Annotated in this window: 24 protein-coding genes and 1 tRNA gene; 9 read left to right on the plus strand and 16 right to left on the minus strand. The window is 72.3% G+C overall.

The features are described from left to right. Positions 1-101 precede the first annotated feature (101 nt). Together VHW64_RS03055 and VHW64_RS03060 are read left to right on the plus strand one after the other, a co-directional pair. Positions 102-470 carry a hypothetical protein gene (locus tag VHW64_RS03055; protein WP_329649035.1) on the plus strand — a complete coding sequence of 123 codons (369 nt, stop codon included), beginning with the start codon at positions 102-104 and terminating at the stop codon, positions 468-470. Then, positions 467-1,879: a lipase family protein gene (locus VHW64_RS03060; protein ID WP_329649036.1), complete on the plus strand. Its 1,413-nt coding sequence runs from the start codon at positions 467-469 to the stop codon at positions 1,877-1,879. The genes VHW64_RS03055 and VHW64_RS03060 overlap by 4 nt, the downstream gene beginning before the upstream one ends. A 32-nt stretch (positions 1,880-1,911) precedes the next feature. Here the strand turns inward: VHW64_RS03060 and VHW64_RS03065 are convergent, their stop codons facing one another. The 7 genes from VHW64_RS03065 to VHW64_RS03095 form a co-directional block, all read right to left on the minus strand. Then, entirely contained in the window at positions 1,912-2,277 is a 366-nt protein-coding gene (locus tag VHW64_RS03065; RefSeq protein ID WP_329649037.1) for a hypothetical protein, read from the minus strand. Next, positions 2,274-2,927, minus strand: coding sequence for a TetR/AcrR family transcriptional regulator (locus VHW64_RS03070; protein WP_329649038.1), 654 nt, complete (start codon positions 2,925-2,927; stop codon positions 2,274-2,276). Before VHW64_RS03070 ends, VHW64_RS03065 begins: the two co-directional genes overlap by 4 nt. A 63-nt stretch (positions 2,928-2,990) precedes the next feature. Further along, positions 2,991-3,962, minus strand: a complete 972-nt coding sequence (locus tag VHW64_RS03075; protein ID WP_329649039.1) for a threonine/serine dehydratase — start codon at positions 3,960-3,962, stop codon at positions 2,991-2,993. Positions 3,963-4,038: 76 nt separating this feature from the next. Then, the gene (locus tag VHW64_RS03080; RefSeq protein WP_329649040.1) at positions 4,039-4,479 is read right to left on the minus strand and encodes a hypothetical protein; all 441 of its coding nucleotides are present in this window, start codon (positions 4,477-4,479) and stop codon (positions 4,039-4,041) included. Between the two features lie 174 nt (positions 4,480-4,653). Next, a tRNA-Ser gene (locus VHW64_RS03085) sits at positions 4,654-4,743 on the minus strand. Positions 4,744-4,753: 10 nt separating this feature from the next. Next, positions 4,754-5,191, minus strand: coding sequence for a nucleoside deaminase (locus VHW64_RS03090; RefSeq protein ID WP_329649058.1), 438 nt, complete (start codon positions 5,189-5,191; stop codon positions 4,754-4,756). A 36-nt stretch (positions 5,192-5,227) separates the two neighbouring features. Continuing rightward, positions 5,228-5,713 carry a tRNA adenosine deaminase-associated protein gene (locus VHW64_RS03095; protein ID WP_329649041.1) on the minus strand — a complete coding sequence of 162 codons (486 nt, stop codon included), beginning with the start codon at positions 5,711-5,713 and terminating at the stop codon, positions 5,228-5,230. A 111-nt stretch (positions 5,714-5,824) separates the two neighbouring features. On the opposite strand from VHW64_RS03095, the gene upp reads away from it, so the two are divergent. After that, positions 5,825-6,466 (plus strand): uracil phosphoribosyltransferase, encoded by a 642-nt coding sequence (gene upp, locus VHW64_RS03100; RefSeq protein ID WP_329649042.1) that lies wholly within the window; start codon positions 5,825-5,827, stop codon positions 6,464-6,466. Between the two features lie 13 nt (positions 6,467-6,479). On the opposite strand, the gene VHW64_RS03105 is transcribed toward upp, so the two are convergent. From VHW64_RS03105 to VHW64_RS03140, 8 genes are all read right to left on the minus strand, one after another. Then, a complete protein-coding gene (locus VHW64_RS03105; protein ID WP_329649043.1) occupies positions 6,480-6,659 on the minus strand; it encodes a hypothetical protein in 180 nt (59 codons plus the stop codon). A gap of 46 nt (positions 6,660-6,705) precedes the next feature. Beyond that, positions 6,706-8,094: an NAD(P)(+) transhydrogenase (Re/Si-specific) subunit beta gene (locus VHW64_RS03110; protein ID WP_414690441.1), complete on the minus strand. Its 1,389-nt coding sequence runs from the start codon at positions 8,092-8,094 to the stop codon at positions 6,706-6,708. Continuing rightward, positions 8,091-8,417 carry an NAD(P) transhydrogenase subunit alpha gene (locus tag VHW64_RS03115; protein ID WP_329649045.1) on the minus strand — a complete coding sequence of 109 codons (327 nt, stop codon included), beginning with the start codon at positions 8,415-8,417 and terminating at the stop codon, positions 8,091-8,093. Before VHW64_RS03115 ends, VHW64_RS03110 begins: the two co-directional genes overlap by 4 nt. After that, the gene (locus VHW64_RS03120) at positions 8,414-9,583 is read right to left on the minus strand and encodes an NAD(P) transhydrogenase subunit alpha (protein WP_329649046.1); all 1,170 of its coding nucleotides are present in this window, start codon (positions 9,581-9,583) and stop codon (positions 8,414-8,416) included. Before VHW64_RS03120 ends, VHW64_RS03115 begins: the two co-directional genes overlap by 4 nt. Positions 9,584-9,626: 43 nt before the next feature. Further along, positions 9,627-10,193 (minus strand): RNA 2',3'-cyclic phosphodiesterase, encoded by a 567-nt coding sequence (gene thpR / locus VHW64_RS03125; protein WP_329649047.1) that lies wholly within the window; start codon positions 10,191-10,193, stop codon positions 9,627-9,629. 13 nt (positions 10,194-10,206) lie between these two features. Beyond that, entirely contained in the window at positions 10,207-10,938 is a 732-nt protein-coding gene (locus tag VHW64_RS03130; protein ID WP_329649048.1) for a VIT family protein, read from the minus strand. 258 nt (positions 10,939-11,196) lie between these two features. After that, a complete protein-coding gene (locus VHW64_RS03135; RefSeq protein ID WP_329649049.1) occupies positions 11,197-11,583 on the minus strand; it encodes a hypothetical protein in 387 nt (128 codons plus the stop codon). A gap of 40 nt (positions 11,584-11,623) precedes the next feature. Continuing rightward, entirely contained in the window at positions 11,624-12,190 is a 567-nt protein-coding gene (locus VHW64_RS03140) for a DUF3558 family protein (protein ID WP_329649050.1), read from the minus strand. A 93-nt stretch (positions 12,191-12,283) separates the two neighbouring features. Between VHW64_RS03140 and VHW64_RS03145 the strand changes: the two genes are divergently transcribed. From VHW64_RS03145 to VHW64_RS03170, 6 genes are all read left to right on the plus strand, one after another. Then, on the plus strand, positions 12,284-13,837 hold the full coding sequence (locus tag VHW64_RS03145) for an FAD-dependent oxidoreductase (RefSeq protein WP_329649051.1): 1,554 nt from the start codon (positions 12,284-12,286) through the stop codon (positions 13,835-13,837). A gap of 95 nt (positions 13,838-13,932) precedes the next feature. Further along, the gene (gene glgX / locus VHW64_RS03150; RefSeq protein WP_329649052.1) at positions 13,933-16,119 is read left to right on the plus strand and encodes a glycogen debranching protein GlgX; all 2,187 of its coding nucleotides are present in this window, start codon (positions 13,933-13,935) and stop codon (positions 16,117-16,119) included. After that, positions 16,116-18,437 carry a malto-oligosyltrehalose synthase gene (gene treY, locus VHW64_RS03155; RefSeq protein ID WP_329649053.1) on the plus strand — a complete coding sequence of 774 codons (2,322 nt, stop codon included), beginning with the start codon at positions 16,116-16,118 and terminating at the stop codon, positions 18,435-18,437. The genes glgX and treY overlap by 4 nt, the downstream gene beginning before the upstream one ends. Beyond that, entirely contained in the window at positions 18,434-20,194 is a 1,761-nt protein-coding gene (treZ, locus tag VHW64_RS03160; protein WP_329649054.1) for a malto-oligosyltrehalose trehalohydrolase, read from the plus strand. Before treY ends, treZ begins: the two co-directional genes overlap by 4 nt. Before the next feature lie 30 nt (positions 20,195-20,224). Beyond that, entirely contained in the window at positions 20,225-20,764 is a 540-nt protein-coding gene (locus VHW64_RS03165) for a GNAT family N-acetyltransferase (RefSeq protein WP_329649055.1), read from the plus strand. Beyond that, positions 20,761-21,441 (plus strand): polysaccharide deacetylase family protein, encoded by a 681-nt coding sequence (locus tag VHW64_RS03170; RefSeq protein ID WP_329649056.1) that lies wholly within the window; start codon positions 20,761-20,763, stop codon positions 21,439-21,441. The genes VHW64_RS03165 and VHW64_RS03170 overlap by 4 nt, the downstream gene beginning before the upstream one ends. A 119-nt stretch (positions 21,442-21,560) precedes the next feature. Here the strand turns inward: VHW64_RS03170 and VHW64_RS03175 are convergent. Further along, a partial coding sequence (locus VHW64_RS03175; protein ID WP_329649057.1) for an MFS transporter occupies positions 21,561-22,734 on the minus strand: 1,174 nt, incomplete at its 5' end.

Consider the following 22,734-nt stretch of genomic DNA (forward strand, 5'->3'; position numbering starts at 1 on the left):
CCCCTGTCCACAGCGCAGCGGACGCGGGCTCCCCCAGGTCACCGACCCGGGGCACCGTGGGGCTCGGTGATCCGCCGGTGGTCACGGGAAGGAGCACGACCTTGGGCGTCGACACGTCCGCGATCCGGTCTCTTGCCGGGCAGCTGCGGGAGCGGGCAGCCGAGCTCCGGCTCGCCGGCGACGGAGTCGCCGGCCGAGCCGCGAGCGTGCTGTGGACCGGTCGGGCCGCCGAGGCGATGCGCCGCGCGGCCCTCGACCGGGCGCACGGGCTGCGTTCGTGTGCCGAGGTCCACGAGGCAGCCGCGGCCGCGCTCGACCGGCATGCCCAGGAGGTCGACCTCGCTTCGGGGCTGGCTACGGCGGTCGAGCACGCCGCCCGGAGCCTCGCCGCCGACGCCACCGACGCCGCCGCCCGTCTGCCGGCACTGACCGGGCTGACCGGGCTGACCGGGCTGCTGGGGGCCCCGTGACCAGGAGCAGCCTGCCCCCGATCACCCAGGTCACCGGCGGCGTCGAGGGCTTCGCCGCGTCGTACCCCGCGATGCAGGAGCTCGCCGACCGGATCGCCAGCACCGCCGGTCGCCTGCGCGACCACGCCGCCGCGGACGCGCACGCGCTGGCCGACCCTGCCCTGGTGGAGTCCGCGCCGCTGTCGCCGGTGACCTTCGCCGAGGCCGAGTCGCGCCTCCTCGAGGCGATGACAGGGGCCCACGGGATCCTCGAGGAGGCCATCGGCTGCGAGACCCTCGCCCTGCTCATCCGGGCGGAGGTCGCGGCGTTCCAGGAGTGCGACCGCCTGGTCGCCGTCTCGCTCCGCGTGCTCGACGACCAGCTCGGCGAGGCTGCGGGGTACGCCGCGCGACTCTCGGCGCCGGCCCTCGTCGTGGCCGGCCTGGTGGCCGCCCCTGCCTGGCGGCTCATGTCGGAGCGGACGCGCCGGCGTCTCGGCCGCGAGCTCGAGGTGTGGCTCGACGACCACCCCGAGGCCGTGCAGCACGCCGTGGACGGCTCGGGCGGTCTGCTGGACGGCCTGCTCGGCGTCCCGCCGATCGATCCGACCGTCGCCGACGCGGCCTCCGACCTGTCCCGGCTCTACCCACCGGAGGCGACGCCGCGCGTCGTGCGCCGTCGCGACCTCGCCACCCCGCTGGGCGCGGTGGCTCCGGACGATCTCACCGGGCTGCTGCGCCATCTGCGTCAGACCAACGCGCTCTCGCCGGCGGATCGCCCGGGCGACCAGGGGACGATCGAGGTGCAGCGGCTGCGAGCTCGACGCGAGGACGGCGCTGCGCCTGACCGCTACATCGTCTACCTCCCCGGCACCGACGACCCGACTGCCATGCCATGGAGCCACGACCGCGACGTCCGCGACCTGCCGGCCGACCTGCACGTCATGGCCGGCGAGCCGGCGGCGTACACCAGGGGCATCGAGCGGGCGATGACCCGGGCGGGCGTCGGCCCTCGAGACCCCGTCCTGCTGGTCGGCCACAGCCTGGGCGGAATGGAGGCCGCGACGATGCTGGCTCGCGGGTCGGGCTTCCGGGTGACCCACGTCGTCACCGCGGGCTCGCCCGTCGCCGGCATGCCGGGCTACCCGGCGCACTCCCACGTGCTCTCCCTGGAGAACCGCGGAGACGTCGTCCCCCTGCTGGACGGACGAGACAACGCTGACAGTCGGCAGCAGGTCACGGTGCAGTTCGACGACCCGGGCCGCTCGGTGCTGGGCAGTCACCGCCTGGGGCACTACGTGCACGGCGCGGCTGCGGCCGAGGTGTCGCCCGACGCCTCGATCGCCGAGCAGCTGGCCAGTCTGCGAGCACACGGCTTCCTCGGCTCCGGAGCAGCCGCGACCAGCCAGGTCTTCCAGATCGTCCGCTGACGCCGAGGACGTGTCTGCCAGCTCGGTGTCGGTCACCCGCGGTTGCGCGCGAACACCACCAGGCCCGCCACCAGCAGCGCGACCGCCACTCCCACGAAGGGCCACGGGCTCCAGGCGTCGGTGCACGTCTGGCCACCGTCGGCGTACGACGAGCACACCGGACCGGGTCCGCCTCGGTTGAGCCAGGCCACGTAGGCGACCGGCAGGGCAGCACCGCTGATCATCCCCGCCATCCCCCAGCCGAAGTCGACCCGCCACAGCAGGAGCCCGCTGAGGATCAGGGCCAGCAGCAGCAGGAAGGGCCCGATCGTCAGGATCGAGAGCACCGCCGCGCCCTCGACGGCACCGACGACCAGCCAGCCGACGAAGGCCGGGACGGAGTCGCCGTCGGCCTTCACCGCGCCCCACCTCGAGCGGCGGCCGTCCGCGCGATCACCCGCCGGGCGCGGTTGCGGACGGCACGCAGCGCCAGCGGTGGCAGCACGTCGAACGCCGACACGAGGGCGCCGATCGTGTCGAGGGAGGCCAGCGCCGCCTCGGCGGCCTCGGGGTCGACCGCGTCGTAGAGCTCGAGCCCGATGAAGCCCGCCGCGATCGTCCGGGCGAGCCCGCTCGGCTCGACCAGCCCGTGCAGCGGGGACGACGGGAGCACCCTGGTCAGCACCCCGTCGATCTCCGCGGTCCAGCGGTCCATGGCGTAGCGCGCGGCGACCGCCAGGGTCTGGTCGCGCATGGCGCCCGCCATCACCTGCGCCATCTGCGCGACGTTGCCCGACCGCCGCTCGGACTCGTGCAGCGCCCTGCCGACGGACAGCAGCTCGGCCAGGGTCGTGATGTCGGCGAGTCGGTCGCGGTACGACGCCACCGCGAGGTCGACAGACCGGCGCACGGCGGCGTCGAGCAGTCCGGACACGCTCCCGAAGTGATAGAAGACCAGGGCCTGGTTGACCTCCGCGCGGGCCGCCACCGTGCGCGCCGACACCCCGGTGACCCCGTCCTGCGCCAAGGCCGCTGCCGCGGCTGCGAGCAGCCGGTCCTTCGTCGTCACGTCATCGCGCCTCTCGGTTGAGCGAGTGCTCAAACCGAGGCTACCGCGTCATTGAGCACTCGCTCAAGAGGGGACGCCGGCCGCCGCCACCAGGTCCGAGGGGTCGGTGTTGGCGCCACACAGCACGACCGCCAGCCGCTCGCCGCGATCGGGGCGGTAGCGGCCCGACAGCAGTGCGGCGACAGGCACCGCGGCTCCGGCCTCGAGGACGACCCGATAGCGCTCCCACACGGCCCGTCGAGCCTCGACGATGGCGTCGTCGTCGACGAGGACACCGTGGACCGCGCACCGCACGGCCACCTCCCAGGCGATGGAACCCAGCCGCCGCGCGCCCAAGGAGTCTGCGGCGACGCCCGAGACGGCGACATCGACCGGCTCGCCGGCGGCCTGCGCCTCGTGCAGCGTGGGTGCCGACTCCGGCTCGACGCCCACGACCCTGGCGTCGCCCTCGAAGGCCGTCGCGACGCCCGCCATCAGCCCGCCGCCGCCGACCGCGACCAGGACCGTGTCGACCTCGCGACCGAGCCCGGCCAGCTGCTCGCGGAGCTCGAGGGCCAGGGTGCCCGCTCCCGCGCAGACCTCCGGCTGGTCGTAGGCATGGCAGTGGACCGCCCCCGTCTCGGCGACGCGCTCCAGGGCGGCCGCGTGGGCCTCGGCGTACTCGGTCCCGGCCTGCACGACCACCGCGCCGTACTCATGCAGGCGCCGCAGCTTGGTGGGCGAGGCGATGGTCGGCACGAAGACGGTGGCGGGTACGCCGAGCGCCGCAGCGGCATAGGCGTTCGCCAGGCCGGCGTTGCCTCCGGAGGCGACCACCACGCCGACGCGCGGGTCGAGCTCTCCACGCTCACGCGCGGACAGGATCCGGTTGAACGCGCCCCGCGGCTTGAAGGTCCCGGTGTGCTGGAGCAGCTCGAGCTTCAGCACGCCGCCCGCCGGCAGCCAGGGGTCGCCCGCGTCGACGACCTGCACCGGCGTACGCCGGACGTGGCCCGTGATGCGGCGGGCGGCGTCCTCCAGGTCGGCGAGCTCCATCTCGCCATCGTGGCATCGAGTCTCCGGCGGCGGGGCGGGCGCATCCACCTCGGCAGGGGTCGAGCGGGACAGGTCGCTAGTCCTGGAAGACGCCGAACGTCCAGTAGGCGACGTGGACGTCCACGGGCGCCCTCCTGTTGAGCCGCACGACCAGCGTCCCGTTCGACCGGTCGTAGCCCGAGACCGCCGGGGTCACGTGGGCGCTGGTCACCCAGATGCCGCTGGTGCTCCCCTCGACCGTGACGACCGCGTGGTTCTCGTCCTGTCCACCGCCGGCGTTGGGGATGGTGAACGCCGGCAGCCGAACCCTGATCCTGCCCTTCTTCGAACCGGCCGGGATGACCGCGGTGCCGGCGGTCGAGGCCTCCGCTCCGGAGAACGGGCCCGGGACGGAGTAGCCCTCCGACAGCGTCCCCTGTCCCGGCGGACCGTCGGTCGAGGCCGCGACGGCGTACCCCGTCCCGGCTCCGGCCAGGACCAGCGCCGCCCCCGCGGCAAGCATGAGTCTGGTGTTCATGATGATGCCCCTCCCAGTGACCTGGCTCACATGATGATCAGGAGTGGACCGGATGTCGAGGGGAGGTCGCGGCGCTGGGCCCGCGAAACCCGCGCGCGCGAACCCGCGATCGGCGGATCCAGGCGGATCCAGGCGGCCAGGGCCACCCGGACTCAGGGCGACGCCGAAGGCATGTGGCGGTGGCGGCGGGATTTGAACCCGCGGTGGACTTGCGCCCACAAACGCTTTCGAGGCGTTCTCCTTAGGCCGCTCGGACACGCCACCGCCGGAGAGGCTACCCGAGGCGCCGACGCGCGAAGAAATCCTCCAGCAGCGCTGTGCACTCCACGGCGCGGACCCCGGAGACGACCTCGGGACGGTGGTTGAGCCGTCGGTCGCGGACGACGTCCCACAGCGAGCCGACCGCCCCGGCCTTGGCGTCGAAGGCGCCGAAGACCAGGCGGTCGAGGCGGGCGAGGACGATCGCGCCGGCACACATCGTGCAGGGCTCCAGGGTCACCACGAGGGTGCATCCGCAGAGCCGCCAGTCCCCCAGGGCCTGCGCCGCTTGACGGCAGGCGACGAGCTCCGCGTGGCCCGTCGGGTCGCCGTCCCGCTCCCTCACGTTGCGCCCGAGACCGACCGGCTCGCCTGATGCGTCGAGCACCACCGCACCGACCGGCACGTCGTCGGACTCCAGCGAACGCCGCGCCTCGTCGAGGGCGACGCCCATCGCCTCGTCGTACCTCGTGAGCGACACGGACGACGCTCAGGCCGAGGTGAGGCCCGCGGCCTCGTCGAACAGGGGCCCGAAGCCGAGGCGGCGGGCTACGTCGGACAGCATCTCGTCGGGGTAGAGGTCGAAGTCGTCGAGGAGGACGCCCATGTCCATCGCGGCCATCCCGAGGTCGCCGAGGAGGTCGAGGTCGCCCGCGGGCGCCTGCTCGTCCTCGTCCTCCGGCTCCGGCAGCCCGAGCTCGGCGACCGCCGACCGGGCCAGCTCCCACTCCTCGGCGGCGGTCACGTCGGAGAGCAGGATCCGCACCGACGGGCCGGCGACCCGGACGACTACGAAGAAGTCCTCGTCGATGGCGACCATGCCGATCGCACCGCCGTCACCGGGGAAGCGGCGCAGCGCGGAGCACAGGCTCGGGACGTCGGCCAGGACGTCGTGCGCCAGCTCGACGACCTGCCACTCGCCCTCCTCGCGATAGGCCGCCAGCGCGAAGTCGATGCCCTCGATCTGCTCGCTCACGGCCACCTCCGATCTGCACGCCTGATCCGGACGTGTCCAGGGTGACAGAGGCTCCCAGCGGTGCCAAGCCTGTTCCGGCGCGGTGCGGCGGCGTCCTACTAGGGTTCGGCCATGCGCACGATCGTCGTCGACCACCCACTGGTCGCCCACAAGCTGACAGCCCTGCGCGACGAGCGGACCGACTCGCCGACGTTCCGCCGGCTGGTCGACCAGCTGGTGACCCTGCTGGCCTACGAGGCCACCCGCGACGTGCGCGTCGAGCCCTACCAGATCACCACGCCGGTGTCGCCGACGACCGGGGTGCGGCTGTCCTCGCCGCAGCCGATGGTGGTGCCGATCCTGCGGGCCGGACTCGGCATGCTCGAGGGGATGATGAAGCTGCTCCCGACCGCCGAGGTCGGCTTCCTGGGGATGGTGCGCAACGAGGAGACCTTGCAGGCCTCGACGTACGCCGAGCGCCTCCCCGACGACCTCGCCGGACGCCAGTGCTACGTGCTCGACCCGATGCTCGCCACCGGCGGCACCCTCGCGGCAGCCATCCACTTCCTCACCGACCGTGGCGCCGACCACATCACCGCGATCTGCCTCCTGGCCGCGCCCGAGGGATGTCGACGCCTGGAGCAGGAGCTGGAGGAGCTCGACGTCCCCGTCACGGTGGTCACGGCCGCGATGGACGAGCGGCTCAACGAGAAGGGCTACATCGTGCCCGGGCTCGGCGACGCCGGCGACCGCCTCTACGGGCTCGCCGAGTAGCCGAGGTTCGCGTTCAGCCGCCCGGGAAGATGGGGACGGCGCCGGTCGCGATCAGGATCGCGATGATCACCACCAGCACGCCGAGGACGGCGTACACGACCTCCTTGTTGATCGTCGTCTCCCGCGACTCGGGCTTCTGGTACCGATGGCCGTCGGGGCGCAGCATCGGCTCATCGTCGTCGTTCTGGCTCATGCCGGGTCAACGACCCACCAGGCCGTTTGGTCACAGCCGGCGGGGTTCAGAGGGCCTTCACGGCGTTGAGGAGCTTGCCCATGGAGTCCTTGGCATCGCCGAAGAGGAGCGCGGTCCTCTCGTCGAAGAGCAGCTCGTTCTCGATGCCGGCGAAGCCCGGCCGCATCGACCGCTTCATGAAGATGACCTGCCTGGCCTGGTCGGCGTTGAGGATCGGCATCCCGTAGATCGGGGCACCCGGCGTCGTCCTCGCCGCCGGGTTGACGACGTCGTTCGCACCGACGACCAGGACGACGTCGGCCTCCTTGAAGTCGCCGTTGATGTCGTCCATCTCGCGCAGCTGCTCGTAGGGCACCTGCGCCTCGGCGAGCAGGACGTTCATGTGGCCGGGCATCCGGCCGGCCACCGGGTGGATGGCGTAGTCGACCTGGATGCCCTTGGCTCCCAGGACGTCGACCAGCTCGCGGAGCGTGTGCTGTGCCTGGGCGACGGCGAGGCCGTAGCCGGGGACGACGATCACGCGGTCGGCGTACCCGAGCATGATCGCGGCGTCCTCGGGGGTGACGCTTCGGACCGGGCGGTCGCTGGCCTCGCCGGAGCCGAGCGTGGACCCGCCCTTCAGCGCACCGAACAGGATGTTGGCCACCGAGCGCCCCATGGCACCGGCCATCAGCAGCGTGAGGAAGGTGCCGGAGGCGCCGACGAGCGTGCCGGCGATCAGCAGCAGGACATTGGAGAGCACATAGCCCCCGGCCGCGACCGTCAGACCCGTGAAGGCGTTCAACAGCGAGATCACGATCGGGACGTCGGCACCCCCGACCGGCAGGACCAGCAGCGCCCCCACGAGCAGTCCGAGCAGTCCGAGCAGGATGGCGATCCACATGTGCGGGTCGATGGCCACGCGGACGCCCAGCACCAGGGCGGCCCCGACGGCGATCGGGAAGACGTAGCGCAGCCCGGGGAAGACGACCGGGCGCGAGGTCATCAGCTCCTGGAGCTTGGCGAACGTCACCACCGAGCCGGCGAAGGAGATCGAGCCCACGACGATCGTGAACGCCGTCGCGGCCAGGTTGAACCACGGTGCGTCGCCGCCCGTCTCGATGACCTCGTGCAGCTCCAGCAGCGCCACCAGTGCCGCGGCTCCGCCGCCGACACCGTTGAAGAGCGCCACCATCTGCGGCATCTGGGTCATCTGCACGGTGCGCGCGCCGTACACGCCACCGACGGTGCCGATCGCGATCGCCGCGATGATCAGGGGGACGTGCCTGAGATGCAGGTCGGTCCAGAAGAACGGCATCACGCAGGCGACGACCGCCGCGGCTGCGCCGATGAGGTTGCCGTTGCGCGCGGTGCGCGGGCCGGACAGCCCCTTGAGCGCCAGGATGAAGCAGACGCCGCAGGCCAGGAACACCAGCTGGATCCAGGTGGGCATCAGGCGACCCCGCCCTGGTCGCTCCCGGACTTCGGCGGTGGCCGGCGGCGCGTGAACATCTGGAGCATCCGGTCGGTGACCACGAAGCCGCCGACCATGTTCACCGCCGCCAGCACGATCGCCACCAGCCCGACGGCCAGCGCAATGTTGTTGTCGGTCGTGCCGGTGACCAGGATCGCGCCGAGCAGGATGATCCCGTGGATGGCGTTCGCGCCGGACATCAACGGCGTGTGCAGGGTGGAGGAGACCTTCGAGATCACCTCGATGCCGACGAAGACGCTGAGCACGAAGATCGTCAGCCAGACGACTCCGGTGGCGAGGATCACTGGCCGGCCTCCTGGGTGACGGACTGCTCGTCTGGTCCTTCGATGGCCCGGCGCGTGGCGTCGTGCACGATCCGGCCGTCCTGGGTCACGCAGCTTCCCGACAGGATCTCGTCGGCGTAGTCGGGGGCGAAGACCCCGTTGCCGTCGTCGTCCTTGCCGGTCATCAGGGTCACCAGGTTGACGACGTTCTGCGCGTACAGCCGCGAGGCCGGTCCGGGCATCTGGCTCGGGACGTTGCGGCCGCCCCAGACCTGCGCGTTGCCGATCCGCACCACCTCGCCGGCCACCGACCCCTCGACGTTCCCGCCGCTCTCCGCGGCGAGGTCGACGACCACCGAGCCCGGACTCATCTGCTCGACCATCTCGCGGGTGACCAGGAGCGGTGCCGTCCGCCCCGGCACCGCGGCGGTGGTGATCAGCGCGTCGGCCGCCGCGATGTACGGCGTGAGCAGGTCGCGCTGCCGATCCGCGCGGTCCTCGGTCATCTCGCGGGCGTAGCCGCCGGCACCTTCGAGGGTCTCCAGCTCCAGCTCGATCGCCTTGGCGCCCATCGACCTGATCTCCTCGGCCGCCGCGGCGCGCACGTCGTAGGCCCGGACGACCGCGCCGAGACGCTTGGCGGTCGCGATCGCCTGGAGGCCGGCGACGCCGGCGCCGAGGACGACGACGTCGGCGGCCTGGATGGTGCCCGCCGCGGTCATGTTCAGCGGCAGGAAGCGGCGCAGCATGCCGGCGGCGACGATCGCGCAGCGGTAGCCGGAGACCAGGGCCTGGGAGCTGAGCGCGTCCATCGACTGGGCTCGCGAGATCCGCGGGATCAGCTCCACCGCGTGCGCGGTGATCCCCGCGTCGCGCAGGTCGGCGACGGTGGTCTGCGCCTGGTTGACCGGGAGGAACGAGACGGTGGTGGTCCCGCGCCGGAGCCGCCGGATCTGCTCGGCGTCCAGCGGCTGGACCGACACGACCAGCTCGGCATCGGCCAGCGCCGTCTCGTCGATCTCGGCGCCGGCCCCGGTGTACTCCTGGTCGGAGATCAACGCCGACAGCCCCGCGCCGGGCTCGACCAGCACGTCGTACCCCAGCGCGGTGAGCTTGCCGACCAGCTCCGGCACCAGCGCGACCCGCGCCTCGCCGTCGCGGGTCTCCTTCGCCACTGCGATCTTCACGCAGCCGAACCTAGGGCACGCAGACCCGCGCACCACAACCACCTCACCGCGAAAGCGCGAACTCCTCCACGGTCTCGTGGCGCGGACGACCCCGTGGACCCTCACCCGGGTACGACGCGACGAGGGCGATGGTGCCGACCTCCCAGCTCGGCCCGCGATAGGCGTCGAGGAGCCGGACCCAGGCCGTGACCTCGGCGGGACGCCCGAGCCGGGCGAGGGTCACGTGCGGCCGGAACCGCTGGCCGTGGACGGGTACGCCGGACCGGCTCGCGGCCGCGCGGGCCCCGGCTGCCAGGCGCGGCAGCTCGGTGCGACCCGGCTCGTCGAGCTCCAGACCGGTCCACAGCACGCGGGCCCGCGCGACGTCGGGGAAGGCGCCGCCACCGGCGATCGCGGCGGTGAACGCCGAGCGTCGAGCCGCGGCACGTCCGAGCCGCTCCACCAGCTCGTCCAGACGGCGCTGCGCGACCTCGGCCAGGAAGGCCAGGGTCACGTGGAGCTGCTCCGGCGGCGCCCAGCGGAACGCCGCCGCCTCGCGGCGTACGTCGAGGAACGCGTCGAGGTGCTCGACCACCTCGGCCGGCGGCACCACCGCGACGAAGGCCCGCATCTGCCCGGGCCCGTCAGACGTGCGGCCCGACGATCGCACCGACGGCATAGGTGATCCCCATCGCCACGAGCCCGCCGCCGACGTTGCGCAGGACCGCGCGTCCCCACGGGCTGTAGCCGAGCCGGGCGCTGGCGAAGCCGGCGACCCCGAGGGCCGCAGCCACCGCCACGACCGTCGACCAGATGCGCAGGGCGTGCGGAGCCAGGGTGATCACGAGCAGCGGCAGCAGCGCGCCGACGGTGAAGGAGACCATCGAGGCGAGAGCGGCGCTCCACGGGTTGGTGAGGTTGTCCTTGTCGATGCCGAACTCCGCCTCGGCGTGGGCACCCAGGGCGTCGTGCTCGGTCAGCTGCGACGCGACCTGCTGGGCCAGCTCGTGGCTGAGGCCCTTGCGCTCGTAGATCTGGGCCAGCTCGCGCAGCTCGGTCTTCGGCATCCGCTCGAGCTCCTCGGCCTCCATCGCGAGCATCGCGCGCTCGGAGTCGAGTTGGGTCGAGACCGAGACGTACTCACCGGCCGCCATGCTGAGGGCTCCCGCCACGAGCCCGGCGATGCCCGCGACCAGCACCGGAGACCGCTCCGACGTGGCTCCCGCGACACCCATCACGATCCCGGCCACCGACACGATCCCGTCGTTCGCTCCGAGCACGCCGGCTCGCAGCCAGTTGAGCCGGTTGCCGACGTCCTCGCCGATGTCGTCGTGCCAGTGCGAGGGCTCCTCGTCGGTCCCGATCTCCGTGCTCACCCGGCCGAGTCTTCCGAGCAGCCAGGGTGCCCCGCAAGCAAGGCAAGGCTCGGTTCACTTCTCTTCCACTTCTCCGCCACCTTCAGGTAGGCGCTTTGGCACTGGTCGTCGGTCATGCCCTGGGGACAGTTGGCGATCGACGCCGGATAGGACGCGACGTACTTCTCGCCCCCCACTGTGTAGTACACGTCGAGCCCGGTCCGGATCCCCAGCCCCGGCCTCACGACCTTCAACCCGCTGAGCAGCAGGCTGCCGACGTCACCGGTGGCCAGAGGGGCGCCGACGCCCGGGACGAGCGGTTCCGAGCCCCGGCTTGGTCGGTGGATATCCGTCGGAGACCTCCCATGACCCCGGCCGACGGTGCGGACCGGCGATCTCGACCTTGCGCAGCACGGCGAGCCGACTGCCCTGGAGCCTGACCCGCTCCACGCCGTCGGTGAAGACCTGGCCGACCTGGTAGCGCACGACGTATCCGTGCGGGTTGGGGATCTCGACCGGCCCATCGAAGAAGCCCCTGTAGGTGACCGTGGCATCTCCTTGCTCCTTCTTGTACCGCCACCTCATCATCCACAGCAGCGGGAACAGCCAGGACGCCGATGCCTCGTCGAACTCAGGGAGCCCGTTGTCTGGGCCACGTGTCAGCACGCCAGTTCGAGCCCCTTCGAGAGCTCCGAACTCGATCCCGTCACAGGGCGCCGTGGATCTCCTCGACGATCTGCTTGCCCTGGTCCGGGGTCACGTAGGAGCCGCCGATCTTGATGTACTGGTCGCCGAAGAGTGCGCCGTAGGACGCGAACGCCGCCACCCCGGCGGCTCCGGCGTTGCCCTTCGGGTCGGTGACGGTGAAGGCCTTGTCGCCGACGCCGCTGACCGGGATCGGCTTCTCGAGGCTGGCCATCGCCTCGGTGTCGCTCTGGTAGTCCAAGGCGCCGTTGACGACCGTCACCGAGATCTGGAGAAGGGCGTACTGGGAGTTGCTGTAGTCACAGCCGAAGATCTGCCCCATCGTGGAGTTGGGCTTGGTGTTCGTGTAGCTCGTGCCGGTGATGCTGCTGACGTCGGCTGCCGGGAGCACCTTGCAGACGTCGACCGAGCCCGGCGTGGTTGCGCTCGCGGCAGCGGCGAGACTGGCCAACGCCTTGCTCGGGTCGGTGCCGGCGCCGGGCGTCCCGGACCCACCCGAGCCTCCCCCGCAGGCGGTCAGGGCGAGCAGGAGCCCGGCCGCGGACAGGAACATGGTTGGTCGCTTCATGGTGTGTGCCTCCCTCGTCTCCGACGAGGGTCGCGGCGCCGCGTAACGTCGCGGTAACCCCGGCCGCAGCCCACCCGGTCCTAGGCTGGCGAGGTGCCCGCACACGTCGCCCGCCGGGCGCTGCTCGCCGGAGGAGCCGGCGCGCTGTCTGCGGGTGCGCTGGCGGCCTGTGCTCCCAAGGACGCCTCGCCCCCGCAGGACACCCCGGCGCCGTCGGTCGCCCCCTCGTCCGGCTCGTCGGTCACGGCGCCCACGAGCGCCGACTGGAAGCGTCTCGCCAAGCACGTCGACGGGACCCTCGCCCGGCCCGGCTCGTCGACGTACGACACGGTGCGCCTCACCCAGAACCCGCGGTACGACGGCGCCCGGCCGCTCGCGGTCCTGTCGGTGGCCGATGCCAAGGACGTCTCGACGGCGTTCGCCTTCGCCCAGGACCACGGCGTGCCGGTCGCGATCCGCTCGGGCGGCCACAGCTACCCCGGCTGGTCGGCCGGCGACGGAACGCTCGTGGTCGACGTGCGACCCCTCGACACGGTCGAGTGGGACGGCACGAAGGCCCTCGTGGGCGCGGGCGCCTCGCTCGTCCAGGTGTACGACGCCGTGGGCAGCCACGGCCGTGGCATCGCCGGCGGCTCCTGCCCGACCGTGGGGATCGGGGGCCTCACCCAAGGTGGCGGGGTCGGTGTGCTCACGCGCGCCTACGGCTTGACCTGCGACTCCGTGCTGGGGATGGAGGTCGTCGCGGCCGACGGCTCGGTCCGGAGGGCCAGCGGCGCCGACGGCGAGAGCGCGGACCTGTTCTGGGCACTCCGCGGTGGGGGCGGCGGTCACCTCGGGGTGGTCACGTCGTTCACGTTCCAGACCTTCGCCGCTCCCACCATCGCCCGCGCCTACCTCGCCTGGCCGTTCTCCGCCGCGGGTGAGGTCGTGCCGCGCTTCCTGGAGACCGTCCCGAGCGCGGACCGACGGCTCTGGGCGACGCTGAAGCTGCTCGGCGGCGCGAGCCATCCGTCGGGGCCGGCGCTCTTCATGTCGGCGACCTGGACGGGGCCGGCGTCGTCGATGGACGCCGCCCTGAAGCCGCTGCTGTCGACGGTGCCGACCCCGACGACCGACTCCCGCAGCACCGCGACCTACCTCGAGACGATGCTCACCTACGCCGGCTGCTCGTCCATCCCCGTGGGCGAGTGCCACACCGGACCCGGCGGCTCGCTCGACCGGGAGGCGTTCGCCGCGACGTCGCACGTCCTCACCTCCGCGCACGTCGACACGAGCCCGCTGCTCGACCACGTCAACGCCGCGCAGGAGACCGGGCTGAAGGAGGCCGGGATCTCGATCGACGCCCTCGGCGGCGCGGTGAACGACATCTCACCGGCCGGCACGGCGTTCGGGCATCGTGGCGCGCTGGCCACCGTGCAGTACACCGCGACGTACGACACGGGTGCGGCCACAGCCGCGACGTCCTACGTCCGCGGCTTCAGGTCGGCGATGACCCCGAGCTGGGGCTCGGGCGCCTACGTCAACTACGCCGACGCGTCGATCACCGACTACCAGCAGGCCTACTTCGGCGCGAACGCCGCCGAGCTGGCCATGGTGCGCTCGACCTACGACCCGCACGGCTTCTTCACCCAGCCGCAGGACTTCTGAGCCCCTGCCCCTCGGGGTGAGCGATGCGGGTCGGCTCCGACTGGTGTGGTGGGATCGGGGGTACGGCGTAACGCGCGTCGAAGCAGGGAGGTTCCGTGGAGGTCTGGCCAGGCAGCGCCTACCCGCTGGGCGCGACGTTCGACGGCGTGGGCACCAACTTCGCGGTCTTCAGCGAGGTGGCCGAGGCGATCGAGCTCTGCCTCTTCGACGACCAGCGCACCGAGTCCCGCGTCGCGATGACCGAGGTCGACGCGTTCGTGTGGCACTGCTACCTGCCGGCGGTGCAGCCCGGCCAGCGCTACGGCTACCGCGTCCACGGCGACTACGAGCCGGACCAGGGGCTGCGGTGCAACCCGGCCAAGCTCCTGCTCGACCCCTACGCCAAGGCGACGGTCGGTGACATCAGCTGGGACCGGTCGCTGTTCGGCTACGAGTTCGGCGACCCCGACTCGCACAACGACGACGACTCCGGTGCCCACATGATGCTCGGGGTGGTGATCAACCCGTTCTTCGACTGGGAGGGCGACCGCCGCCTGAACGTGCCCTACCACGAGACCCTGATCTACGAGGCGCACGTCAAGGGCCTGACCGAGCTCCACCCGGGCGTGCCCGAGGAGCTGCGCGGCACCTACGCCGGGCTCGCCCACCCGGCCGTCGTCCAGCACCTGACCCGGCTCGGGATCACCGCCATCGAGCTGATGCCGGTCCACCAGTTCGTCCAGGACAGCACGCTGCTCGACAAGGGCCTGCGCAACTACTGGGGCTACAACACCCTCGGCTTCCTCGCACCGCACGCTGACTACGCCGCCGCCGGCCAGCTCGGCCAGCAGGTGCAGGAGTTCAAGTCGATGGTCCGGTCGCTGCACGCCGCCGGGATCGAGGTCATTCTCGACGTCGTGTACAACCACACCGCCGAGGGCAACCACCTCGGACCCACGCTGAGCTTCAAGGGCCTGGACAACCCGGCGTACTACCGGCTCGTCGAGGACGACCTGCGCTACTACATGGACTACACCGGCACCGGGAACAGCCTCAACGTCCGGCATCCGCACTCCCTCCAGCTGATCATGGACTCGCTGCGCTTCTGGGTGACCGAGATGCACGTCGACGGGTTCCGCTTCGACCTCGCCTCCGCGCTCGCGCGCGAGTTCTACGACGTCGACCGGCTGTCGACGTTCTTCGAGCTCGTGCAGCAGGACCCGGTCGTCAGCCAGGTGAAGCTGATCGCCGAGCCGTGGGACGTCGGTCCGGGCGGCTACCAGGTCGGCGGCTTCCCGCCCCAGTGGACGGAGTGGAACGGCAAGTACCGCGACACGGTGCGCGACTTCTGGCGCGGCGAGGCGTCCCTGGGCGAGTTTGCGAGCCGGCTCGCCGGATCGAGCGACCTCTACGAGCAGTCGGGACGCCGTCCGGTCGCCTCGATCAACTTCGTCACCGCCCACGACGGCTTCACCCTGCGCGACCTGGTCTCCTACAACGACAAGCACAACGAGGCCAACGGCGAGGGCAACAACGACGGCGAGAGCCACAACCGCTCGTGGAACCTCGGGGTCGAGGGGCCCACCGACGACCCGGCGATCCTGGCGGCCCGCGCCCGGCAGCAGCGCAACTTCGTCACCACCCTGCTGCTGAGCCAGGGCGTGCCGATGATGCTGCACGGAGACGAGGGCGGCCGCACCCAGCAGGGCAACAACAACACCTACGCCCAGGACAACGAGCTGTCCTGGCTGCACTGGGACGACCTCGACGAGCCGCTCGTCGAGTTCACCGCCGACGTCGCCCGGCTCCGCCGCGACCACCCGACGTTCCGCCGGCGCCGCTTCTTCACCGGCAACACGGTGCGCACGGGCAGCGGCGAGGGCGAGCGTCTCAACGACATCGTCTGGCTCCACCTCGACGGGCATGCGATGGAGGACGCCGACTGGCAGGCCCCCGACGCCCGGTCGATCGGCATGTACCTCAACGGGCACGGCATCGCCGGTGCCGACGCCCGCGGGCAGGACGTGTCGGACCAGCACTTCCTGCTGTACTTCAACGCCGCCGGCGACGACGCCCCGCTCGTGCTGCCGCCCGAGGAGTACGCCGCTGCGTGGGACGTCGTCATCGACACCGGTGAGGTCAAGCGCCGCAAGGGCCCGATGCGCGCGGGCGTCCGGTCCAGGGTCGGCGCCCGCAGCGTGCTCGTGCTGCGCGAGCACACGACGCCGACCAGCGCCCAGGACTCCTCGGCCGCAGCGTCCGTCGCGGCGCAGGAACAGGGCAACAAGGGCCAGGCGGGATGACCACCGGACCCAGCGCGGCTCCGGCGAGCACCTACCGCCTCCAGGTCAACGCACGGTTCACGCTTCACGACGCGGCCGCGACCCTGGCCTACCTGCACGACCTCGGGGTCGACTGGGTCTACCTCTCACCGCTGCTGAAGGCCGAGCCCGGCAGCGACCACGGCTACGACGTCGTCGACCACGCGGAGGTCGACCCCGACCGCGGCGGTGCGGCCGGGCTCGCCGCGGTCTCCGCCGAAGCGCGACGGCTGGGGATGGGCGTGCTCGTCGACATCGTGCCGAACCACATGGGGATCGCCACGCCCCGCGAGAACGCGTGGTGGTGGGACCTCCTGCTGCACGGGCCCTCCTCCGCCCACGCCGACGCCTTCGACGTCGACTGGGAGGCCGGAGCGGGCAGGGTCCGCATCCCGGTGGTCGGGGACGGCGACGCAGCGGCGATCGAGGTCGACAGGTCAGCCGGGGTCGTGCGGTACCACGAGCACGAGCTCCCGCTGGCGCCCGGGACGACGACCCTCGCAGAGCAGCACTACGAGCTGGTCTCGTGGCGGCTGGCAGACACCGCGCTCAACTACCGCCGGTTCTTCGCGGTCAACACCCTGGCCGCCGTGCGGGTCGAGGACCGCCGGGTCCTCGAGGAGTCGCACGCGGAGATCCGCCGCTGGTTCGACGCGGGCCTCGTCGACGGGCTGCGCGTCGACCACCCGGACGGGCTGCGCGACCCGGCGGCGTACCTCGACGACCTGGGCGAGCTGACCGGCGGCGCCTACGTCCTGGTCGAGAAGATCCTGGAGCCGGGCGAGACGCTGCCCGCCTCGTGGGCGACGGCCGGCACCACCGGCTACGACGTCCTCGGCCTGGTCGACCGGGTCCTCACCGACCCGGCCGGATGCGCGCCGCTGACGGCCCTCGAGACGCGCCTCCGGGGCGGGCCGCTGGACTGGCACGACCTCGTCCACGACACGAAGCGGGCCGTGGCCGACGGCATCCTCGGCTCGGAGATCCGGCGCGTGGTGCGCGAGCTCCGCGGCACCGACGGTCTCGACCCGCCGCTGGACGAGGAGGGCGCTCTCGTCGATGCGGTCGCCGAGCTGGCTGCCTGCTTCCCGGTGTACCGCTCCTACCTGCCCCAGGGGCGCGAGCACCTCGACCACGCGCTCGCCGAGGCACGGCGGCGCCGGCCCGACCTGGTCCGGCCACTCCAGGCCGGGTGGCAGCTCCTGGTCGAGCCGGACCTCGCCGTGGCCGAGCGCTTCGAGCAGACCACCGGCGCCGTGATGGCCAAGGGCGTCGAGGACTGCGCCTTCTACCGCACCTCGCGGCTGACCTCGCTGACCGAGGTCGGCGGTGACCCGAGCGAGTGGTCCATCGAGCCTGCGCCGTTCCACGAGGCGATGGCGCTTCGGCAGCGGACGTGGCCGCGGGCCATGACGACGACCTCGACCCACGACACCAAGCGCGGTGAGGACGTGCGGGCGCGGATCGCGGTCCTGGCCGAGCTACCTGCGGTGTGGTCGGCCGCCCTCGACACCCTGCTGGCGCTGGCGCCCCTGCCGGACCCGTCGTTCGGCAACCTGCTCTGGCAGGCCGTGGTCGGCGCCTGGCCGGCCTCGCGGGAGCGGCTGCACGCCTATGCCGAGAAGGCGATGCGCGAGGCCGGTGACCGCACCACGTGGACCGCTCCGGACAAGGGCTACGAGCGCGCGGTGCACGCCGCCGTCGACGCGGCGTTCGACGTCCCGGCCGTCAGTGCGGTCCTCGACGAGGTCGTGAGCCAGGTCGCGGCACCAGGGTGGAGCAACGCCCTCGCCGCCAAGCTGATCGCGCTGACGGTCCCCGGCGTCCCCGACGTCTACCAGGGCAGCGAGCTCTGGGAGCAGTCGCTGGTCGATCCCGACAACCGCCGGCCGGTCGACTTCGACGTACGGCGCGGGGTGCTGGCCCGCGTCGCTGCCGGCGAGCGGCCGCCGCTGACACCACACGCCGGCGACCCGGGTCACGCCAAGCTCGTCCTCACCCAGGTGGCGCTGACCCTGAGCCGCAACCAGCCGCACCGCTTCGCGACCTACGCGGGCGTCGAGGCGCGGGGCGAGGCGGCCGGCCACGTCGTGGCCTTCGACCGCGGCGGCGCGCTCACCGTGGCCACCCGCCTTCCCGTGGGCCTGGCGGCTCGAGGCTGGGGAGAGACCGTGCTCCCGCTCCCCGACGGTGTCTGGGCCGACCTGCTGACCGGACGCGAGCACGCGGGAGACGCTCGCCTGTCCGAGCTGCTCGCCGACTACCCGGTCGCCCTGCTGATCCGGGAGGAGACCCCATGAGCCTGTGGACGCACAGCCACCCGGCCTTCGCGGTGTGGGCTCCGCGGGCCCGTCGGATGCGCCTGTCGGTGGGCGATGCCATCGTCGCGATGCGGCGCGAGGAGGGCGACTGGTGGGTCCCCGACGGCGACGTTCCCGATCCTGCGGAGAGAGGTGTCGACTACGGCTACCTGATCGACGATGCGGACTCGCCCAGACCCGACCCGCGGTCTCGGCGACAGCCGGCGGGCGTCCACCAGCGCTCGCAGACCTACGATCCGGCCGCCTTCGGCTGGACCGACGAGGCCTGGACCGGCCGGCAGCTGCCCGGGTCGGTGGTCTACGAGCTCCACGTCGGCACCTTCACCCCCGACGGCACCCTCGACGCGGCGATCGGCAGGCTCGGCCACCTGCGCTCCATCGGCGTGGACCTGATCGAGGTGATGCCGGTCAACGCGTTCAACGGCACCCACAACTGGGGATACGACGGGGTCGGCTGGTTCGCCGTCCACGAGGCGTACGGCGGCCCGGCGGCCTACCAGCGCTTCGTGGACGCCTGCCACGGGGCCGGCCTCGGTGTGGTCCAGGACGTCGTCTACAACCACCTCGGCCCCTCGGGGAACTATCTGCCGCTGTTCGGCCCCTACCTCAAGGAGGGCCGCAACACCTGGGGCGACCTGGTCAACCTCGACGACGAGGGCTGCGCGGAGGTGCGCCGGTTCATCCTCGACAACGTCCGTATGTGGTTCGCCGACTACCACGTCGACGCCCTCCGCCTGGACGCCGTGCATGCGCTGTCGGACGCCTCACCCCTTCACATCCAGGAGGAGATGGCGATGGAGACGGCCGCGCTCTCGGCCCACCTGGGCCGGCCGTTGACGCTGATCGCGGAGTCCGACCTCAACGACACCAGGATGGTCACCCCCCGCGAGGGTGGCGGCTACGGGCTGGACGCCCAGTGGAGTGACGACTTCCACCACGCCCTCCACGTCGCGCTGACCGGTGAGACCAGCGGCTACTACGCCGACTTCGCGTCGCTGTCGGCCCTGGCCAAGGTGTGCGAGCGGGGCTTCTTCCACGACGGGACCTGGTCGTCGTTCCGCAGACGCGACCACGGCGTCCCCGTCGACACCGCGCGGATGCCGACCTGGCGGCTGGTGGTGTGCAGCCAGAACCACGACCAGATCGGCAACCGTGCCCGCGGCGACCGGCTGACCGAGCACCTCGACGACGACCAGCTCGCGTCCGCGGCGATGCTCACCCTGTGCGCGCCGTTCACGCCGATGCTGTTCATGGGCGAGGAGTGGGCCGCGTCGACGCCGTTCCAGTTCTTCACCTCCCACCCCGAGCCCGAGCTCGGGCGCGCCACCGCCCAGGGGCGGCTGGAGGAGTTCGAGCGGATGGGCTGGGACGCCGCCGAGGTCCCCGACCCGCAGGACCCGGCGACGTTCGAGCGGTCGAAGCTCGACTGGTCCGAGCTCGGGCGGGGACGGCACGCCCTGCTGCTCGGCAGCTACCAGCGCCTTGCCGAGCTGCGTCGCACCGTGCCCGCGCTCGCGGACCCGTCGTTCGTGGGCCTGGTCGCCACGGCGGACGAGCAGACCCGGGTGTTCCAGCTGGCGCGCGGCGGGCTCCTGATCGCGGTCAACTTCGGCACCGAGACCTCGACCGCGCCGGCGACCGGCGAGATCCTGTTCACGACCCCGACGCGGGCCACGCTCGCGGCCGGCGTCCTCACGCTGCCGCCGCACGCCGGGGTGCTGCTGCGCACGACGTAGCGCCCGGCGCGTCGACACTAGGGTGAGGGCGTGGAGCGTCTCGAGACCACCGATCTCGTGATCCGGCCGCCCGCGGTCGAGGACGCGCCCGCGGCCTTCGAGCTGCTCAACGACCCCGACGTGATGCGGTGGAACCCTGGCCGCGACTGTCCCGACCTGCTCACCGCCGAGGCGTTCTGCCGCGAGAGTGCCGACTGGTCGGACGGCACCCACGCGACCTGGCACGCGGTAGACCGGGAGACTTCGCTGATGGTCGGCAACGTCAGCCTCTTCGCGATCGACCTCGACGACGCGGTCGCCAAGATCGGCTACCGCACCATGCCTGCGGCCCGCGGCCGGGGCGTCGCGCGCCAGATGGTCGACGCCGTCACCGGCTGGGCCTTCGAGCGGCGTGGCCTGATGCGCGTCCAGCTGGAGCACTCCGTGCGCAACCTCGCCTCCTGCCGGGTCGCGGAGGCCGCGGGCTTCGGCTACGAGGGCACGGCGCGCTCGGCGTACGCCGTCCCGGGGGGCACCGGGCGCGACGACTGCCACATCCACGGCCGGCTCCCGGGTGATCCGGGCCTGTGAGCACCGCACCGACCCCATGCAGCTCGGTCGTCTCGCTCCGGCGCCCGAGCCCGTCGTTCGTCCTCACCTACGACGACGGCCCGACGCCCGGGGTCACCGACCGGCTGCTGACGGTGCTCGCCGAGGCCGGCGCCACCGCGACGTTCTTCGTCCTGCTGACGCGGGTCAGGCAGTGTCCCGGGCTGCTGGGCGAGACCCTGGCCGCCGGCCACGAGGTGGGCCTGCACGGCCTCGACCACCAGCGCCTCACCAGCCTCCCACCCGATGCGCACGCCGCTCGCTTCCGTGACGGCAGGGCCGAGCTCGAGGACCTCGCCGGTGTCGCGGTGCGCTGGTCGCGACCGCCGTACGGCGACCAGGACCTCGCGTCCTGGCAGGCGGCGCGGGACGCCGGGCTCGCGCCGGTGCTGTGGAACCTCACCTGCCTGGACTGGGAGACGCACACGCAGGAGGAGAACCTCGCCGAGCTGCGCGCTGCCGACCCGCAGGGCGCCGTACTCCTCCTGCACGACGGCTTCGCCGACGCCCGCGACGGTGTGGACGACGGCCCGCCACCCCGGGGCCTGGACCGGGTCGCCCTCACGCGCGCCGTCCTCGACCGCGTCTCGGAGGCGGGACTGGCCCCGGTCAGCCTCGGCCGCGCCGTCGTGCACGAGCAGACCGTCGAGGCCGGGTGAGCGGAGGACCGAAGACGCAGCGCCGCGCTAGACCCCCCTGACCCCAGCCCACCCCCCAAGCGATAGTACGGATCATGCGGCTGGCCAGTGGGCCGTCCGGACCAGTCTCCTGATCCGTACTATCCATCGACGGCGTCGGGCTCGGTGACGTGCTTCGGCATCAGGGAGCCGATCAGCAGCAGGGCCACCGAGATGAGCAGGCTGACCACGAACACCGCGTGCACGGCGGGCTCGAGGACCGGGGCGGAGACGTGGCTGAGGTCGGGGTTCGCCGTGCCCAGCCGGCCGCTCACCCGCCCGTTGACGACCGCCCCGAAGATTGCGACCCCCACCGCGCTGCCCACCGAGCGGCCGAACATGTTGGCGCCGGTGGCCACGCCGCGCTGAGCCCAGGAGACCGCGGTCTGCGTCGCCACCACCGCCGGCGAGGCGACGTACCCGAAGCCGATGCCCATCACGAAGCACGCCAGCGCGAGACGGAACAGCGAGCTGTCGCCGTTCACCGTCACCAGGATCGCGGCGCCGAGGACGGTGACGACGGCGCCCAGCAGCAAGGTGAACCGGAAGCCGACGCCCAGGTAGAGCCGGCCCGCGGTCGCCGCCGCGATCGGCCACCCGATGGTCATCGCCGCCAGGACCAGCCCCGCGACGACCGCGCCCCTCCCGAGCACCGTCTGGCAGAACAGCGGGACGTAGGACGACAGCCCCATCATCATCACGCCGACGACCAGCGAGCCCGCGTTGGCGACGTTCAGCACGCGCATCCGGAAGACCCACAGCGGCAGCACCGGCTCACTCGCCCGGCGCTCGACGACCACGAAGACCGACAGCGCGACGACCGCTGCCGTGAAGAGCGCGATGCTCGCCGCCGAGTCCCAGGCCCACTGCACGCCACCCTCGAGCAGCGCCAGCAGGAGCAGGGTCCCGCCCCCGCCGAGCAGCAGCGCGCCCAGATAGTCGATGCGGTGCCGGCGACGCTCGATCTTCTCGTGGAACCTGCTCCACAGGACCCACATGGCCGCTGCCCCGAGAGGGAGGTTGACGAAGAAGATCCACCGCCAGCCGATCGAGTCGGAGAAGACGCCGCCGAGGGTCGGACCGATCAGCGCGGCCATCGCCCACACGCTCGCGAGGTAGCCCTGCACGGTGGCTCGCTCCTGGAGCGAGTAGATGTCGCCCAGGATGGTCATCCCGATCGGTCCGATCGCACCCGCACCGAGCCCCTGGACCAGCCGGAACACGATCAGGGTCGGCATGCTCCACGCCAGGCCGCACAGCAGCGAGCCGACCAGG

The organism is Nocardioides sp., assembly GCF_036267815.1.
GTDB lineage: Bacteria > Actinomycetota > Actinomycetes > Propionibacteriales > Nocardioidaceae > Nocardioides.